This window comes from Kovacikia sp. CALU 1929 (genome assembly GCF_056784235.1).
This window is the reverse complement of the sequence record NZ_JBXBCF010000071.1, coordinates 1-16365: the sequence shown is the minus strand read 5'-3', so window position 1 is coordinate 16365 and position 16365 is coordinate 1. Positions and strand designations below refer to the sequence as shown.

The following is a 16365-nucleotide window of genomic DNA, read 5'->3' as shown; positions in this document are numbered from 1 at the left end:
AGGCATTCATTACGAAGGAGATTAATCGGTTCCTGAATTACGAATTCCCCAAACCACCGCAGCAGCTACCAAAGAACCACCGTTAAAACTGTAAACAACCGCTTGTCACCGATACAAAGTGAGGAAGTTAGAGAAAGTTATCTCATCAAATTGCAATAATCTCCGTAATCTGCCTTTTTCCTCTGTGCCTGAGATTGTGTCGTTCTGCTTCAATTTGGTGATGTTGATGGTGGTGATCAATCTCATCCCTCCTGGCTTGCAGAATTTGTTCGATTTTTCGTTGACTTTTAACAAATGATTTCAGCACATTGATGGTGATTGCCCACTTCTGGTCATGGGGTAGTTCTGGGATGTTGTTGTGCTGAATGATTTCATCAATGGCGCGATTGATAATTTCATCGGTTTCCGTTGAGCGCATCCTGCGCTTTGGCTGTGGCTCCTCTTCTGATGTTTGCTCATCTACCTGTTGAGGTTTCATCTCCTTGAAATCAGGCGATTTAGAGGCTGTAAACCGGGGTGCGATTGATTGAGCTTGGGTAGGTTGAGGGTGAGCTTGCATTTGAACCTGAATGAATTGAGTCATCACATCCACCAGCCTGTCAATTTTTGACTCCAACCCACTGGCGATCGTTGCCTGTTCTAACGATCTCTCCTCTGGTTTGGCATCTGGCTCTTGTTCAATGGTACGTGCTGCTTCGCAGATACCGCTAGGGGTGCTCTCCTGCGCCTGTTCCTCTATTTCTGCTTCCGTTTCAATCGTGGTCTCTGACTCTGCTTGCACCGCTTGCAACCGATCCTTCACCCACCTCAATAGAAGTCCCACTTTTTCCGGCTGGGGTAACTCCTCATCCAACCCCAACCGTTCAAAGAGGTCATGGAGTAGGGATTTATCGTCCTGCCACACACGGACGGATGATGCCTGCTTTCTGCTCTTCTTGGGAGGCAACTCCTCCAGCAACTCAACCGCTTCATCGACCTTAAATGCCTCAATCATCTCGATGCCTCCGACCCCCAGCTTAATGCCCTTGCGTTTGCCGCCATAGTTTGCGATCACCTGGTCTGCGATGTCGTAATCCGAGTAATGCCTGGAAGCTGCGAGCGATCGCCTTAACTCCGGATTGGTTTCATCCAGTACTGCAAAGTGCCCCTGAATATGGGCTTTAAACTCAGTTTCATTGACGCGGGGAGGACAGTACCAAAAAGTTGAGATCGTCGCATATACACTTCTAAAAAGATGGGTATAGAGATTATCTTTCCCCTCCCTAACTGGCACCAACTGGGCAAAGTGGAGATCGCACGCTCTGGCAACGGCCTGTCCATATTTACTATTAACAGCCTGTGGCGATAACCCTTGAGCCTCCGGCAATTCGTGTCTGACCTTTTCCAATGCCTTACAAACCTTCTTGGCGGTGGTCAACGTTGGGATTTCAAAACTCAGAATCTGTGTCTCTCCCCGTCTTTTCAATGCCCCCGTGAAAGTGACACTCCACTGAGTTTTGGGCACAAACTGTGCGGTTGAAAGGATTTCGGAACTGCGTCTACCCGTCAACACCGATAAACCCGCCGCAACCTCGCTCCACTCTGGGGAGTCCAGCAGTCTGACCGCCTGAGCAACGATCGCATCCGGATTGTCCAGGAATTGAACCTGTTCATTTCTCTGGCTCACCACCCCTTGCTTCTCGTTATTGATTTGGACATATTCTTCAGTGGTAAAGCGCATGGATTCGAGCGCAAAGTGGTCTTCTCCCAATTGGTCTTTAATCACCCTGCGCGTCCTATCCATGAGGGACTGCTGCTGCTTGAGCGTCTTCAGCCCATGCTCTTCCCATTGGTGTTTCATCCAATCCGCCCAGTGTTGAGCTTCTTTTCTGCCTTCGGGGGTATTTGGGAGTTTAGTGATGGCAGGTAGATAGGAGTTGTCAATCAGATGTTCGAGCCAAGAGCGTTTACCCATGAGGGAGAGTCTCAACGTCAAATTCTTATCCCTATTTTACCCATACCCATACTCAAATAAAACTTAATTTATCCAATTCGTCATCGCTGGTTAGACAAAATTATCCGCCGCAATCTACCCCTCTTTCCAAAAGCAAATTGAAGCACTCAATTCTGCTGTACTGTTTGCTTAATCGCTTGTAGTGCTTCATCGCACCAGGCAACCCATTCTTCTTGATAGCGAATGGCGCGACGAATAATCAAATGCATATACAGGTCTTTTAGCTCCAGCGATTCTATGTGTTGGGCAAAGTGTTCATCCATCTTTTTCACCTGCTGCACCATACTTTCATGAACTTGTCGTCGCCGTTCCAGTTCACGAATCACAACCTGATGAGCAACAAGATGCCCTGCCAATCCCATCACACCCAAGTCTTCCCGAATAGCCGTTGGTTCACAGGGTTTGGTTAACCAGTCCAGTAATTCTGCCTGTCCTGCATCTGTAATCGAATAAATTTTTTTGTCCAGTCGTCCTGGTTGGGGAATGGCTTCATAAGTGACCCCCCCCTGCTGTTCGAGTTTGGTCAACTCCGCATAAACTTGTTGCTGGCTGGCTTTCCAAAAACAACTGCCAAAGCCTTCAGCAAACTCCTTCGCCACCTCATAGCCACTGAGCGGTCGGCGCGACAGAAAAGCCAGAATCGTGTGCTTGAGAGCCATACCCTGCAAAATACCCAACGCTAAGAAAACTGCTTGACGAATTCTATCGTCTGAGCATACCTTTTTTATTGTATTCAAAAACTTGAATACAATAAATGGAGTTAAGCATGATTAACATCCTGTTCGGCGCAAAAGGACGATTTAGGAAGCGTTGGCAACGGCGGTTGTATACCCGTTATGGACCCTGGGCGATCGTCACAGGTGCTTCCTCTGGCATTGGTCGGGAGATGGCACTCAATCTGGCTGAGGCAGGGCTGAATTTGGTTCTATGTGCGCGGAGTCAGACAACTCTGGAGCAGATGGCAACCGATCTCACTGATGGGTACGGTATCAAGGTGCAGGTTGTGAGACTCGATTTGGCGCTGGCGACAGGAGTCGAAACATTAGAGGCGGCTACCCGCGATTTAGATATTGGGTTGCTGGTGGCGGCAGCGGGTTTTGGCACCTCCGGACTGTTTCTCAACTCCCAACTGGAACAAGAGATAGAAATGCTCCATGTTAACTGTCGATCGCTCCTGGAATTGAGCTGGCACTTCGGGCGACGTTTTGCCAATCGAGGTCGCGGCGGCATGGTACTGATGAGTTCGATCGTCGGGTTCCAGGGAATGCCCTTTGCCGCTCACTATGCAGCCACCAAAGCCTACGTGCAAACATTAGCAGAGGCGCTGTCGGTTGAACTTGCGCCGTTAGGAGTGGATGTGGTTGCCTCCGCTCCAGGTCCGACCAACAGCGGCTTTGCCGCTCGCGCTGGGATGCAGATGGGGATGGCACTTAACCCTGAAGAGGTGGCTCAACCAACTCTGGATGCATTGGGTCGCAGAACCACAGCATTGCCGGGTCTATTGTCTAAGCTCCTGGTCTATTCGCTGGTGCCGCTACCGCGATCGCTGCGAGTTCGGATTATGGGAATGGTGATGCGCGGCATGACGAAGCACAGGTATGGAAATCACCGCTTCAATCTCGGTAGTTGAGTTTGCAGAACCATCGACATGCACAACATTTGGAGACTATCATGCCAACGTTTGAGAATCATCCCACAGTGAAATGGTGGCACAAGCAAAGGTCTACAGAAAAATATTCAACAAAAGGTATTCCGCTCAACGCTGAGTCACTGCGTCAGCTTTGCCTGGAGGCGGGTGCGGATGATGTAGGATTTGTGGAACTGGAGCGACCTGCGATCGCTGATCAGCGCTCAGACATTCTGGCAGCATTGCCACCTACGAAAACCTTAGTTAGTTTTGTGTGCCGCATGAACCGGGAAAACGTGCGTGCTCCAGCACGATCAATTGCCAATCTCGAATTTCATGCCACCAATGAACAGGCGAATGATACGGCACGAGAAATTGTCAAACGACTAGATGAAATTGGCATCAGAGCCTTAAATCCATCTGTTGGGTTTCCCATGGAAATGGATCGCTTTCCTGGTAAAGCGTGGGTTGTTTCGCATAAACCAATTGCAGTTGCAGCGGGTTTGGGACATATGGGAATTCATCGCAATGTGATTCATCCCAAGTTTGGCAATTTTATCTTGTTGGGAACAGTGTTAGTGGATGCAGCCGTAACTGAGTACAATCATCCGATCGACTACAACCCCTGTTTGGAGTGTCGATTATGCGTGTCTGCCTGTCCGGTTGGAGCCATTGGAGCCGATGGTCACTTCAATTTTTCTGCCTGCTATACCCATAACTACCGCGAGTTTATGAGTGGCTTTACTGATTGGGCAGAAGCGATCGCAGATAGCTCCAACGCATTAGATTACTGTCGCAAGGTGAATGATTCTGAGTCTGCTTCCATGTGGCAAAGCTTGTCATTTAAAGCGAATTACAAAGCTGCCTATTGCATGGCGGCTTGTCCTGCGGGGGAAGATGTAATTGGTCCCTTTTTGGCAAATCGCAAGGAGTTTGTGCAAGAGGTGGTCAAGCCTTTGCGAGAGAAGCTGGAACCCGTTTACGTCGTGCCGGGATCGGATGCAGAAACCTATGTGGCTAAACACTTTCCTCATAAAACACTGAGGCGAGTCAGTAGTGGCATTCATCCGCGATCGCTTCAGGGCTTTTTGTTTGGCTTACCGCTGCTGTTTCAACGATCCCAGTCCAAGGGGTTAAATGCTGTGTACCATTTCACCTTCACTGGCAATGAGAGCCGCAACGCAACGGTGACAATTCGTGACCAGACCGTTCAGGTGCAAGAGGGACACATGGATTTAGCCAATCTCAGAATCACAGCTGATGGCCAAACCTGGCTACGATTTCTGGCAAAGGAACAAAACCTGGTCTGGGCATTGCTGCAACGCAAGATTCGCATCAATGGTTCGCCAAAACTTCTGCAAGCATTTGGTAGATGTTTTCCGAGTTGAAAGAATTTTTGCAGGTGCTGTCGAAATGGGGTGCGATCGCTCGTCATTAAAGTAAGCCCGCAACAAGCGAGGCTTGTTCAACCCATTCTCAATCAAGGATAATCGATGAAATACGCCATTCTGGTTTACGAAACAGAGACGGGTTTCGACAATCGCACCAACGACCAGCAAGAAACCTACTGGGGAGCCTATCGCGCCTACTCTCAAGCACTTGCGGAAGCCGGGGTCGCGGCGGGTGGTGCAGCCCTGCATCCTCCTCATACAGCAACAGCCGTACAACTGCACGCCGGACAACGGAAGGTTCAGGATGGTCCCTTCGCAGATACCAAAGAACAGTTGGGCGGCTTCTTTATTATCGATGTCCCCGATTTAGATACCGCTCTGGATTGGGCAGCCCGTTGTCCTGCCGCGAGCAGTTGTGGTGTAGAAGTGCGTCCGTTGCTCCCGATGAATGAGTAGGAGAAATTCCATGAAACTTCATTACTTTCCTGCTTCTCCCAACACGCGAAAAGTTCATGCCGTTGCCCTTCACCTCGACCTACCGCTCGATCTCAAACTGATCGATTTACAGCAAGGTGAACAGCGCACACCAGAATTTCTCAGCCTAAATCCGACAGGACGAACTCCCGTGTTGCAGGACGGAGACTTTATCCTCTGGGAATCAACCGCTATCATGCAGTATCTAGCAAGCCAGAGTCCTAACTCACTTTTCCCTGACAATGCCAGAACCCGTGCTGATATCCTGCGCTGGCAAAGCTGGGATCTCGCCCATTGGATTCCAGGATGTCAACCGCTGCAATTTGAGAATTTCGTGAAACCACTCTTACAATTGGGCGAACCCGATCCGCAAGTGGTGCAACGGGCAACCGAGATCTTTCATAAAGAAGCGATCGTGTTGAATACCTATTTGGCAGAGTGCAAATTCCTGGTGAACAATACTCTGACGTTGGCTGACTTTTCAGTTGCCAGTGCGTTGACCTATGCCATACCAGGACGATTTCCTTTAGACAACTACGCTCACATTCGCACCTGGTACGATCGCATCGAACAACTACCCGCTTGGCAGAAAACGGCACCCAGAGGCTAACAGAATGAATGCACGCCGAGCGGCAGAATTGGCAGCCCGCAACTCTTATGGACGACTAGTTGCCTATCTGGCGATTCAATCGCAGGATCTCACAGCTGCTGAAGATGCGCTCGGCGATGCTTTCTTGGCAGCTCTAAAAACCTGGACTGAACGGGGCGTGCCGGACAACCCAGAAGCATGGCTACTGGTCACTGCTCGTCGTCGCTTAATCGATCAAACTCGACAGTCCAAAGTCAAAACATCCGTGATCAACACGCTCAAACAGTTCTCAGAGGAGGGGAGAGACGATCCAGATATGGCAGTTGTATTTCCTGATGAACGGCTCAAACTGCTGTTTATCTGTGCTCACCCGGCGATCGCCCCCGACATTCGCACACCTCTGATGCTGCAAACCGTTCTCGGTCTGAATGCAGCTCAGATCGCGTCTGCCTTTCTGGTTGCCCCCGCAACGATGAGCCAGCGACTCGTGCGGGCTAAAAGCAAAATTCGCGATGCGGGTATTGGGTTTGAATTACCAGACGAAATCGATCTTCCCATGCGGCTAGAGGCGGTATTGGAAGCGATTTACGCTGCCTACAGTAATGGCTGGGACAGTATCACTGGATCTGATCCTCGCCAAAAAGGGCTGACCGAAGAAGCGATTTGGCTCGCTCGCCTGTGTGTCCAGCTCATGCCAGATGCACCCGAAGCACGAGGACTACTTGCCCTGATGCTGCACTGCGAAGCCCGTCGAGATGCGCGGCGCACGGAGGATGGTGCTTATGTGCCGCTTTCAAAGCAAGATGTCACGCTTTGGTCAAAGCCATTCATCCAAGAAGCAGAGCGTGAATTAACCCAGGCAGCCGCATTTAAGCGACCGGGGCGATTTCAGTTAGAAGCGGCGATTCAATCAGTTCATGCTCAACGAGCATTTTCTGGCACTGTGGATTGGGAGACCCTGGCACTTCTCTACGACGGACTGATTCAGCTTGCACCGACCCTCGGTGCATTCGTCGGTCGAGCTGCCGCGATCGCAGAGGCAAACGGAGCAGAGCCGGGATGGACACTGTTGGAGGCGCTGCCAACGGATGTTGTGGACAACTATCAACCCTATTGGGCACTCAAAGCACATCTGCTCGTGCAATTAGGTCGAAACGCTGAAGCGAAGACTGCGTATATCCGGGCGATCGGACTGGTAGAAGACCCTGCTATCCGCCAGTTCTTGCTCCACCAGTCTCTTGGCTGTTGACAACACTTCTTTAATAAGTTCGACCCGTCCTCAACCCTAATAATGGCGATAAGGTGAGAACGCCTGGATTGGGGACGTGCTTTGTCAAATGTTATTGCTATGAACGGAGGAATTGTCATCGATCAACAGCCTATGAAGCTGCGATCATAAATTGCTACCAGAGTATCATTGCTGCTCTTGGGCAGGGAGTCGAATGCTCAAAAAACTTTGTTGCGCTATGTTCAATGAATGTAAATGATGCCTGGTGTTCTACCGTAGGAGATGAGTGTAGCGGCTGCCTTTAAGCATTTCTTGGTGAACTGTCCTACTACGGTCGGTGCAAATACAATTGTTACGTTTTGGAATTCGCGCTGGTACTAGGTGGGGAAATGGGCGGCTGTTTAACACGACACGATTTTGAGAGAAGGGAAAACCAGGAAGGGTAAGCTTGGCAATCTCAGCAGCAGCCATTAGTCCGGCTGCGAATGAGAGGAAAGGTAATGCTGCATCAATTCGCTCCTCTGAGGAATGCCTCGTCGCTGCTGCTGCACATGCCATCTGTGGCTTGGGATTCTCCTCAGGAAACAAGCAGGAGGAGCACGCCTCGTTGAATGGTATATGGCGAATTAGAGAAGATTGCCAATTCTGTCCCGTCGTACCGTAAATCTGGATTGGGGGAAAACCAGACTCAATGTAATAACGCACATTCATTTCGTTAGCTGCGGCGAGCACAATGTCTGGTGTGCCCTGCGTTCGTTCTATCCATAAGGCAGAAGAATGTAGTGGAGTAATATCAACTCGAATGTTTTGAACTCCCAAATTATGTAAATAATCTTGAGTCACTAATACCTTGAATGAACCAACATGAGCTTCTGTGAAAATGGGAGATCGATCAAGGTTATAGCGTTTAACCCGATCCATATCAATTAATGATGCCGAAAAATTTTTAGTAAGAAGCGTGAGGAAATAGAGTGCGGCTGTTCCAACCGAGCCAACCCCGGCTGTCAAAATATTTCCAATAGCAGTATCTGAAGCTGGTTGTGGTACGCCATCTCTTACAAAACTTTCTTCCCAAGTCAATGTATTGAAACAATACGGACCAGAAAGAGGTGAACAATTCTGCACAAATATTTCTGAAGCGGCAATCACAGCAGCGAACGCCGCACCAAATGGGTTCTTGTCATCAACGGGTGTAATTGGGGAGGGTGAGGGACCTAAATAAGTATTCCATCCTGAACCGTGAACTATTGTGTCAGCTCCATCTTGTCCAAGGCGAATGATGAAATCACCAGGAACAGCTGCACGTAAACACATTTGCGTAAATGGATCAGATTCTTTTGCTTGAGACAGGATGAAAGCTCCAATGCTCTCTCCAGTCCAAAGCAATTCTGGCATAAGGTTGATTTCAGGAATATCGATTGCGATCGATTTTGTCATTCGATTTAACAGATTTGCCAAGACAATTACTGCTACTTGCCCGTCATAGCGACTTGCATACTTGGATTCAACTTCAATACAAATCCACTGTTCTGGGTTTAGTGTTCGACCGGCATAGCGGAGAGTACGATCATCACGCTCTTGCCGCCAAGTATGCTCATCCATCAGAGAACCTCTGGTGTGATTATAAGTTCAGAGACAGGAAGGGGAATAAAACCTTGATTTGCTTGAAAGATAAAGACAGCAGATCTTTCAAGATTTGGAAGGTGCCTTCCGTAATTAGGAAGCACAATTGAGACATAACCAGGGTATTTGTTGCGTGCACCTTTTTCATCCCCTTCACTATGAAAAGCTTCGCCAGGGTGAGTATGGACTTGAGCAACAACTTGAAGTCCAAAATTTGTTGCACTACGGACAATCTGTGCCATTGCAGGGGATGACACATGGAAGCTACCTGGAGTTGTGTGAGCTTGTGGTCGTGTTGCTGTGATTGCAACAGTGACGTTACTATCAGTTCGACCTAGTAAGTAGGAAATCCCCTCATGTCCTTTCTTAATTTCAGGCAGAAGGCAATGGTGCATTGCTTGAAAACAGGCTTTGGTCAGGATAACTTTAGGTTGAATGGAATCTTGAACATATTTATGCTGGGATTCCTTATCTAAGAGATGTTTGAGCAGGAATTTCATCATAGCTATCCCATTCGTCCAGCAAAATTCTGAGATTGGAGTTCCACAAAGATACGCAGTGCCATACTTGCAAGGGTTTTACAACCTTTTGTATAGGGGTTAGTCAGCCAATCACCGATCATCCAGTCCTCATGAGGTCCATTAGCGTTGATTGTCTTATATGCAAGCCGATTCCAGGGTGCACAAATAACATAGTTGCTATGGAAGAAATTTCCTCCTTTAGGAATATCCTGAGGCTGATCAAGTGTTTCTGTTTCTGGGTTGTACCAATGCCAAGCCGGCGGTATCGTAGGATAGCGATCGCATTTCACATGAAGCCAAAACCAGCTTGCGTCTCGACCCTGCATTCCAAGCTGAAGTAAGGTTGTCCCTGCTTTCTCCAACTTCCATCCCCTTGCAGAAGCAACTTCTCGTAAAGGCTGAAGTTCTTCTGCGACTGTCAATTCTGCAATGGTACTCACCAAATTACACTCCAGAGCCAGTCGCAACAAGTTCCAACTTCACTGTTCCCGAAAGTCCGAAGCTTACGAGTGGTCGCTCTTCTGGCTGGAGGACTTCACCTTTGTACACAAGATCAAATGAGTCGCCAGAAGCTAGTCCCTGCTGCTTAATGGCAGCAGTAATAACATCCTTAACCTTTTCAGTTTTAGCGAAAGTACCTTTGAAAACACCACGGGGTGTAGCAACTTCCAGCACAACTTGCTCTCGCATAAGTTTTAACCTTGACTTAATGTTTTTGACAACTGTAGTTATCAAAAAATGTTTACTCTTTCAGGGTAGCGTATAGTCCCCAAATGTGACCACTGGTTTTCAGTTATTGCACACTATAGTTATCAAAATTTAAGTTTGGCTTTATAATTTTCTTTAGTGGATGCTTACGAAAGCTGACAATTGCCAGGTTAAGGAGAATGGAACCAGAAGATTTTGGTAGGCAAATTCGAGAACGACGACGGGAGGAGGGGTTAAGTCAAGAAGAATTGGCGACACAGGTTGGAATTTCCCGGAACTACTTATCGCAGATTGAGCGAGGGCAGGCAAATAATCTTTCGTGGCACGTCAGAGAGTGTTTGGCTTCTGCGTTGGGAATTAGTGATGGGAAGCCAGATAGGATGGTTTCAGAAGATCTTAAGCTCCCGCCCGGACTGAAAGAATTTGCTCAAGAAAAAAAACTGCCCCACGATGACATCCAAATGCTGGCGAATTTGAAGTACCGCGGAAGGCAGCCAGATACCAAAGAAAAGTGGGAGTTGCTATATAACGTTATCAAGATGACCACTGGGAAATGAAGGCTGGTGAATACAACTAATCGCCCTAACTCCAATTCCTATGAACACCCTGGGCATCTTTTCTTGTCCCGATATGGGTTACCTAAATCAAAAAGTGATGTGATTGCGTATGCCCAATTTTTGCTAGAGGAGTCTGGGTTTGAAGATGAATTACCCATCAAGCTCTCCAGAATTTATGAGCGCTTCAGAATACCTGAACCTCTACGGGTCCCATTGCTTGAGCAGCAGGGAATTTTGGTGGACAGTAGCACTGGTGTAATTGTCATTAATGAGAACGACCCGGCTATGCGGCAGCGATTTACTGAAGCACATGAACTGATAGAGTTGTTATTTGCAGCAGTTGAAGAACAGAATTCAGCTCACTTAATTCCCTGTCATATGTGGGAGAAAAAAGAGCAATTCTGCGATTACGGGGCAGCAGAATTGCTAATGCCAGGCTTAAGGTTTTGCTCTTGGCTACAAGAGTTAGGAATTTCTATTAATACTGCCCAAGTACTCACTACCCTTTATGAAACATCCTTTTTGGCAACCTTGATCCGTATGGTGCAGATGAGCCATACAGATTGTGCATTAGTACTCTGGCGTTGTGGTTTCAAACCATCACAACTTAAGAAAGTTAGCGATGCCCCACTTAAATGTGAACCCAAACTAAGAATTTCGTGGGCTAGTCAGAGTGAAAGCTGGTGTGGGGGCTATCTTCCCCCCCATAAATCTATTCCGCATCAGTCGATTGTAGGTTGTGCATATGTAACTGGAGAGCGTTTTCAAGGAGCGGAAGTGATTAGTTTAGGTGCAAGGTCTATATATTGTCAGGTGGAAGCAGCTCCCTTAAAACTGGGTGACGAAAGTTGCGTAATATCTCTACTGCATCTATAGATATTGCTTAACATTCGAGAATTTTGTGAGCGAGTGAACCATAAGCCCACAAGTGATCGGAAGCATCTTCTTCAACGCTATCGCCATAATTGTGCCAGAGCCAAGCAATCAAGGGAGCGTCAATTCATTGGGTACAGGAGATATCTGCCTGCCCAACCGAGTGAGCTTGACTCTGCTGCACGATAGCTTGAAAAAGCGGTTCTGGGAGTTGCGGGTGGTTGGTGATTTTCATGCTTCCTCAGTAGTCTTTTAAGCCAATTACCAGGAGATGCCAAAGTCATAGATTGGAAGAAATTCAAATAGCGAATGCACATCCTCATACAGTTCAATTGCGATTGTATTGCAAAGTGAGAGTTGACCATCGGACTAGTAAACAACGGCTGCTGGATGGCTTCTTGCGAATTGTTCCAAGAGAATGAGCAGAGTGCAGCAATGAAATAAGTGCTCGCGCCTACTTCAAAACCCTTTCGTAAATTCAAGTGTTTGATGAAGGGAATGAATCCCCACTCATGCATACTCATATATTACTCATATCCATACTCAAAATTAAATATATTCAATTTACGAATTGCATGAGTGGAGGCAAAGAAGAGAGACCTGAATTTAAGTTATGTGAGCCTGTGATCGCTAAATCAATCTCGTCATCGATCTCGTCAGCTACCAGTTGTATTAGCGCCGAGTGAGCCAGAACAAAGCGATTCAAAATGGAAGTTTTCGCCCAAAGGTTGGTGAGCTTGTAGGAGCGATCTCTCCTTACAATAAGAACACCTGAACTGCCTTCACCCCTCATCCCTCATTCCTGCCCCATGACCGACCACGATCGCCTCTTCAAAGAGTTACTCTCCACCTTCTTCATCGAATTTCTGGAGCTATTCATCCCTGACCTAGCTGGCACGGTTGAACCTGACTCCATGCGATTCTTACAGCAAGAGTATTTTGTAGACTTAACCTCCGGTGAAGAGAAAGTGATCGATCTGTTAGTGGAGGTCAAGCAAGCCGGGGAGGATATGGCATTCCTCGTGCATTTGGAAGCCCAAGCGTCTTCCGAAACCAACTTCTCCCGTCGAATGTTCTTTTACTTTGCACGACTCTACCAGAAGTATTTGCAACGGGTGTATCCTATTGTGGTGTTTTCCTTTGACGAACCCTATCGGGAAGAGCCGCACCAACACCGAGTCGAGTTTGCCACTCTAAAGGTTTTAGAGTTCAATTTTGCTTCAATCCAACTCAATCGACTCAACTGGCGAGACTTTCTCAATCAGCCTAACCCAGTTGCAGCAGCATTGATGAGCAAGATGCAGATTGCCACAGAAGAACGCCCAAAGGTGAAGGCAGAGTGCTTACGATTGTTAGCAACGTTGCGGCTTGATCCAGCTAGGACGCGGCTGATTTCAGGGTTTGTGGACACCTACCTGCGATTGAGTGCTCAGGAAGAGCAGGTGTTTCAGGCGGAGATTGGTAAACTGGAGGCAAGAGAAAGGGAGGACGTTATGCAGATTGTGACTAGTTGGATGGAGCAAGGCATTGAACAAGGCATCGAGCGAGGAGAGCGATCGCTCATTCTGCGACAGCTCACCCGACGTGTAGGAGAACTCCCCGCTCCCGTACAATCCCAAATCGATACCTTACCCACCCCTCAACTAGAATCGTTAGGAGAAGCCCTACTGGACTTCACAAGCCTGTCGGATTTAGAAGCGTGGATAGTGGGGCAAGACCACTAAAACAAGAAGAGAGCGATCGCGTCCCCCAACGACTAGATGCACCCTGGAACGTACTCCTATGTTTCGATCTATCATAAGGCATAGTACTATGCAATGTAGTACTATGCCTTATGATTAGTCAACCTTGCAAAGGAGTGTGGACGAATGCAGGTGGTGTACCGAGTGGAATACCCGAATCTGCCAGGGAACCTAAAAGGGAGCCGAGAGGAGCTAGGCTGGAGCCAGCAGGAGTTAGCGATCGCGGCTGGATTATCGATTGGCGTGGTGCGGAAAGTGGAGCAAGGCGTGCAATCGGTAGAGTTAGAGACCATTGACCGTCTTTGTGATGCTTTAGGAGCCAAGCTTGAACCTATCCTTGGCGCTTCTTCGACCGATGCTTTGGTGCCTCATCGCTCCCTGATCCAGCAACCCTCACTCCCTCAAACTCCTGAAGTTGGGCGATCGCCCAATGAACTAGCCATTGGAACCCGTGATGTTTGGCAACCAATCATTGAAATGTACAATCAGCACAAACCGAAGCTGTGGGCAACGTGTCGAGGGTTGTCAGAGAAGCGACAGCGATCGCTGCGCTCGTTGCTGAAGCAATTTGGACCAGAGGGGTTACTAGAGCGGCTAGTATCTGCCCTAAAATGGGCGACTGCGGACGAATGGTGGTCAAGCAAGAATCTGGACTTTGATACCCTGCTGCGAGAGAATCGCCTCATCAGTTGGTCGGAGCGGTCGGAGAGTTGTTTAAGTCATTTAGATGAAACAACCCAACTAAATTTTGGACAGTGGTTTGACCGTGCAAAAGCTCAAGGTTTAGTCATGGCCAGCCTTAGACAGGAAGAAGAGCAACTGGTGATCTTGCCGGATGGTACGCAACGCCCCTACGAGGAGATGCGGAAAGCACATCCGTTGGTAAGCGGTTGAATGTAACCTTCACAGTCACCTGCACCTCTCAATAGGTCATGGTTTTATCTCTGACCCATCCCGTTAAACTAGCCGAAATAAGGAATCGGGGAGTGGAGCAAGGGATTGGGTACGGAGAGCGATCGCGCCATCTACTGGGCATTGAGCAGAGAACTGAGCAATCGCCCTACTTGCGATTAGGCTGTGGGAACAATTAAGCGGTACAATTGCACTACTCTTTTGTGATTGACTCTGGGATTGCCAATGACGATGCCCCGTTCTGACCAAGATTCCCCGTGGAAGGACATCTTGCGTCAGTATTTCCAGGATGCCATCACCTTCTTCTTTCCACAGACAGCGGCTCGGATTGATTGGAAGCGCCCCTTTGAGTTCCTCGACAAAGAGTTCCAGCAAATTGCACCGGAGGCAGAAATTGGCAAACGCCATGCCGATCAACTGGTCAAAGTGTGGCTCAAGCGAGGACAGGAATTGTGGCTACTGGTGCATGTCGAAGTCCAAGCCAAATCAGAAGCCAACTTTGCGGAGCGAATGTTGGTCTATCATCTGCGAATTTTTGATCGATTTCACAGTCATGCCACCAGTTTAGCCATTCTCTGTGATGGCAACATCAAATGGCGACCCGACCAGTATCACTTCAGCAATCCTGACACCGAACTGACCTTTCAGTTCGGGATGGTCAAGTTGCTAGATTACCGTGAGCAGCGGGGTGCGTTAGAGCAGAACCCCAACCCATTTGCCGTAGTCGTCATGGCACACTTGCAAGCCCAAGAAACGCGACGGGATTCCAAGCAACGGAAAGAGTCAAAATTAGGCTTAATTCGACGGTTGTACGAGCAGCACTACGAGCGGCGGGAAATCGTGAACCTGTTTCGGTTTATCGATTGGGTTATGATCCTACCAAAGGGACTAGAGCGTGAATTCTGGCAGGAGTTAAAGGTTTACGAGGAGGCGCGACGGATGCCATACATTACGAGTGTTGAGCAAATTGGGTTTGAGCGAGGAGTGGAGCAAGGCATTGAGCAAGGCATTGAGCGAGGCATTGAGCGAGGAGAGAGATCGCTCATTCTGCGGCAGCTCACTCGCCAAGTGGGAGAAATCCCTGCTCCCGTACAATCCCAAATGGATGGCTTATCCGTTCCGCAACTGGAATCGTTAGGAGAAGCTCTACTGGACTTCACCAACCTGTCGGATTTAGAAGCCTGGTTAGCGGGACAAGAGCAATAGATGCCCCTAAAACAAGAAGAGAGCGATCGCGCCCTCTAGTGGACAAATCGTGTGAAACGCAGTGCAACTATTGCGGTATGCCCTACTATCATGAGTATCCAATTCAATCCAAGAAAGATTGGATGAGGTCAAGATTAGAACAAGAGCCGCGCGATCGTAACCCTGTACCAAGAAAACAACTTGAGTAGAGAACTGAGCGATCGCACGAGCAATCATGAGAGATATTCCAGAGTTGCTAGCAGGGGGTTCTAAGCCCACCTATCTTTGAGCTGTCAGGTCATGCTAGAAATTGCTACGAGAGCAATTTACGCTGTATACCAAGGGATGTGCCTTGCTGAGTTCAAAGTCTAGAAGAGGTTCACAGCTACTGCGGAAGTAGAGTAGCAACAAAGCTCAGTCAGGCGATAAGCAACTCGCATATTCATAAGCACCCATACTCAGAACTATTAGATACAGATTGCTTATCTACTAAACTGCATACGAGTATGAATAAGCAAGACCAATCGAATTGGATAAAAAAAGTATGAATTGGTTATGGATGCGCATAACTTTAGATACGGATTGCTTATATAAATACGGATATAAATATGCATATTACTAAATAGAATATAGATGCAGAGGTCAAGTAGTAGATGACATAACCCATACGTAGTAGTCATTACAGACATTTTATAAGGCTGCGATCGCTCCTTATACAATCCATACTCATACAATCCAATTCATAAGGGATTCAAATGAATATGGATATATACAAATAACTTATGGGTGCGATCGCAGGGGGAGTTGGATACTAAGTAGTTCTGAACTACTTAGTATCCAACTCCCCCTGCGATCGCACCCATAAGTTATTTGTATATATCCATATTCATTTGAATCCCTTATGAATTGGATTGTATGAGTATGGATTGTATAAGGAGCGAT

17 protein-coding genes are annotated in these 16365 nt (G+C 47.9%); 11 read left to right on the top strand and 6 right to left on the bottom strand.

What is annotated here, in order from left to right; genetic code table 11:
- Positions 1-145 precede the first annotated feature (145 nt).
- Both AC1S52_RS16555 and AC1S52_RS16550 read right to left on the bottom strand, forming a co-directional pair.
- Positions 146-1954: a protelomerase family protein gene (locus AC1S52_RS16555; protein WP_482030137.1), complete on the bottom strand. Its 1809-nt coding sequence runs from the start codon at positions 1952-1954 to the stop codon at positions 146-148.
- Positions 1955-2100: 146 nt separating this feature from the next.
- Complete coding sequence (locus tag AC1S52_RS16550; RefSeq protein WP_482030136.1) at positions 2101-2652, bottom strand: PadR family transcriptional regulator; 552 nt, start codon at positions 2650-2652, stop codon at positions 2101-2103.
- A 107-nt stretch (positions 2653-2759) separates the two neighbouring features.
- On the opposite strand from AC1S52_RS16550, the gene AC1S52_RS16545 reads away from it, so the two are divergent.
- The 5 genes from AC1S52_RS16545 (at position 2760) to AC1S52_RS16525 (ending at position 7323) form a co-directional block, all read left to right on the top strand.
- Positions 2760-3623: an SDR family NAD(P)-dependent oxidoreductase gene (locus AC1S52_RS16545; protein ID WP_482030135.1), complete on the top strand. Its 864-nt coding sequence runs from the start codon at positions 2760-2762 to the stop codon at positions 3621-3623.
- Positions 3624-3664: 41 nt separating this feature from the next.
- Entirely contained in the window at positions 3665-5008 is a 1344-nt protein-coding gene (locus AC1S52_RS16540) for an SCP2 sterol-binding domain-containing protein (RefSeq protein WP_482030134.1), read from the top strand.
- 105 nt (positions 5009-5113) lie between these two features.
- Positions 5114-5467 carry a YciI family protein gene (locus tag AC1S52_RS16535; protein WP_482030133.1) on the top strand — a complete coding sequence of 118 codons (354 nt, stop codon included), beginning with the start codon at positions 5114-5116 and terminating at the stop codon, positions 5465-5467.
- Between the two features lie 10 nt (positions 5468-5477).
- Positions 5478-6095 (top strand): glutathione S-transferase family protein, encoded by a 618-nt coding sequence (locus tag AC1S52_RS16530; protein WP_482030132.1) that lies wholly within the window; start codon positions 5478-5480, stop codon positions 6093-6095.
- 4 nt (positions 6096-6099) lie between these two features.
- On the top strand, positions 6100-7323 hold the full coding sequence (locus AC1S52_RS16525; RefSeq protein WP_482030131.1) for an RNA polymerase sigma factor: 1224 nt from the start codon (positions 6100-6102) through the stop codon (positions 7321-7323).
- Between the two features lie 249 nt (positions 7324-7572).
- On the opposite strand, the gene AC1S52_RS16520 is transcribed toward AC1S52_RS16525, so the two are convergent.
- The 4 genes from AC1S52_RS16520 to AC1S52_RS16505 are packed head-to-tail and all read right to left on the bottom strand — an operon-like array spanning position 7573 to position 10136.
- Positions 7573-8904, bottom strand: a complete 1332-nt coding sequence (locus AC1S52_RS16520; protein ID WP_482030130.1) for a ThiF family adenylyltransferase — start codon at positions 8902-8904, stop codon at positions 7573-7575.
- A complete protein-coding gene (locus tag AC1S52_RS16515; protein WP_482030129.1) occupies positions 8904-9428 on the bottom strand; it encodes a Mov34/MPN/PAD-1 family protein in 525 nt (174 codons plus the stop codon). Before AC1S52_RS16515 ends, AC1S52_RS16520 begins: the two co-directional genes overlap by 1 nt.
- A gap of 2 nt (positions 9429-9430) precedes the next feature.
- The gene (locus AC1S52_RS16510) at positions 9431-9868 is read right to left on the bottom strand and encodes a hypothetical protein (RefSeq protein ID WP_482030128.1); all 438 of its coding nucleotides are present in this window, start codon (positions 9866-9868) and stop codon (positions 9431-9433) included.
- 22 nt (positions 9869-9890) lie between these two features.
- Entirely contained in the window at positions 9891-10136 is a 246-nt protein-coding gene (locus AC1S52_RS16505) for a hypothetical protein (RefSeq protein WP_482030127.1), read from the bottom strand.
- Between the two features lie 197 nt (positions 10137-10333).
- Between AC1S52_RS16505 and AC1S52_RS16500 the strand changes: the two genes are divergently transcribed.
- From AC1S52_RS16500 to AC1S52_RS16475, 6 genes are all read left to right on the top strand, one after another.
- Positions 10334-10711 (top strand): helix-turn-helix domain-containing protein, encoded by a 378-nt coding sequence (locus AC1S52_RS16500; protein ID WP_482030126.1) that lies wholly within the window; start codon positions 10334-10336, stop codon positions 10709-10711.
- Positions 10712-10717: 6 nt separating this feature from the next.
- A complete protein-coding gene (locus tag AC1S52_RS16495) occupies positions 10718-11587 on the top strand; it encodes an ImmA/IrrE family metallo-endopeptidase (protein ID WP_482030125.1) in 870 nt (289 codons plus the stop codon).
- 806 nt (positions 11588-12393) lie between these two features.
- Positions 12394-13308, top strand: coding sequence for an Rpn family recombination-promoting nuclease/putative transposase (locus AC1S52_RS16490; protein ID WP_482030124.1), 915 nt, complete (start codon positions 12394-12396; stop codon positions 13306-13308).
- Positions 13309-13452: 144 nt separating this feature from the next.
- Positions 13453-14220 carry a helix-turn-helix domain-containing protein gene (locus AC1S52_RS16485; RefSeq protein WP_482030123.1) on the top strand — a complete coding sequence of 256 codons (768 nt, stop codon included), beginning with the start codon at positions 13453-13455 and terminating at the stop codon, positions 14218-14220.
- 38 nt (positions 14221-14258) lie between these two features.
- Positions 14259-14417, top strand: coding sequence for a hypothetical protein (locus AC1S52_RS16480; RefSeq protein ID WP_482030122.1), 159 nt, complete (start codon positions 14259-14261; stop codon positions 14415-14417).
- A gap of 52 nt (positions 14418-14469) precedes the next feature.
- Complete coding sequence (locus AC1S52_RS16475) at positions 14470-15444, top strand: Rpn family recombination-promoting nuclease/putative transposase (protein WP_482030121.1); 975 nt, start codon at positions 14470-14472, stop codon at positions 15442-15444.
- Positions 15445-16365: the final 921 nt, after the last annotated feature.

What these genes read in the sequence shown, in the direction of transcription:
- AC1S52_RS16555 (WP_482030137.1), bottom strand. Translation starts at nt 1,954, where the DNA reads ATGGGTAAACGCTCTTGGCTCGAACATCTGATTGACAACTCCTATCTA.
- AC1S52_RS16550 (WP_482030136.1), bottom strand. Translation starts at nt 2,652, where the DNA reads ATGGCTCTCAAGCACACGATTCTGGCTTTTCTGTCGCGCCGACCGCTC.
- AC1S52_RS16545 (WP_482030135.1), top strand. Translation starts at nt 2,760, where the DNA reads ATGATTAACATCCTGTTCGGCGCAAAAGGACGATTTAGGAAGCGTTGG.
- AC1S52_RS16540 (WP_482030134.1), top strand. Translation starts at nt 3,665, where the DNA reads ATGCCAACGTTTGAGAATCATCCCACAGTGAAATGGTGGCACAAGCAA.
- AC1S52_RS16535 (WP_482030133.1), top strand. Translation starts at nt 5,114, where the DNA reads ATGAAATACGCCATTCTGGTTTACGAAACAGAGACGGGTTTCGACAAT.
- AC1S52_RS16530 (WP_482030132.1), top strand. Translation starts at nt 5,478, where the DNA reads ATGAAACTTCATTACTTTCCTGCTTCTCCCAACACGCGAAAAGTTCAT.
- AC1S52_RS16525 (WP_482030131.1), top strand. Translation starts at nt 6,100, where the DNA reads ATGAATGCACGCCGAGCGGCAGAATTGGCAGCCCGCAACTCTTATGGA.
- AC1S52_RS16520 (WP_482030130.1), bottom strand. Translation starts at nt 8,904, where the DNA reads ATGGATGAGCATACTTGGCGGCAAGAGCGTGATGATCGTACTCTCCGC.
- AC1S52_RS16515 (WP_482030129.1), bottom strand. Translation starts at nt 9,428, where the DNA reads ATGATGAAATTCCTGCTCAAACATCTCTTAGATAAGGAATCCCAGCAT.
- AC1S52_RS16505 (WP_482030127.1), bottom strand. Translation starts at nt 10,136, where the DNA reads ATGCGAGAGCAAGTTGTGCTGGAAGTTGCTACACCCCGTGGTGTTTTC.
- AC1S52_RS16500 (WP_482030126.1), top strand. Translation starts at nt 10,334, where the DNA reads ATGGAACCAGAAGATTTTGGTAGGCAAATTCGAGAACGACGACGGGAG.
- AC1S52_RS16490 (WP_482030124.1), top strand. Translation starts at nt 12,394, where the DNA reads ATGACCGACCACGATCGCCTCTTCAAAGAGTTACTCTCCACCTTCTTC.
- AC1S52_RS16485 (WP_482030123.1), top strand. Translation starts at nt 13,453, where the DNA reads ATGCAGGTGGTGTACCGAGTGGAATACCCGAATCTGCCAGGGAACCTA.
- AC1S52_RS16480 (WP_482030122.1), top strand. Translation starts at nt 14,259, where the DNA reads ATGGTTTTATCTCTGACCCATCCCGTTAAACTAGCCGAAATAAGGAAT.
- AC1S52_RS16475 (WP_482030121.1), top strand. Translation starts at nt 14,470, where the DNA reads ATGCCCCGTTCTGACCAAGATTCCCCGTGGAAGGACATCTTGCGTCAG.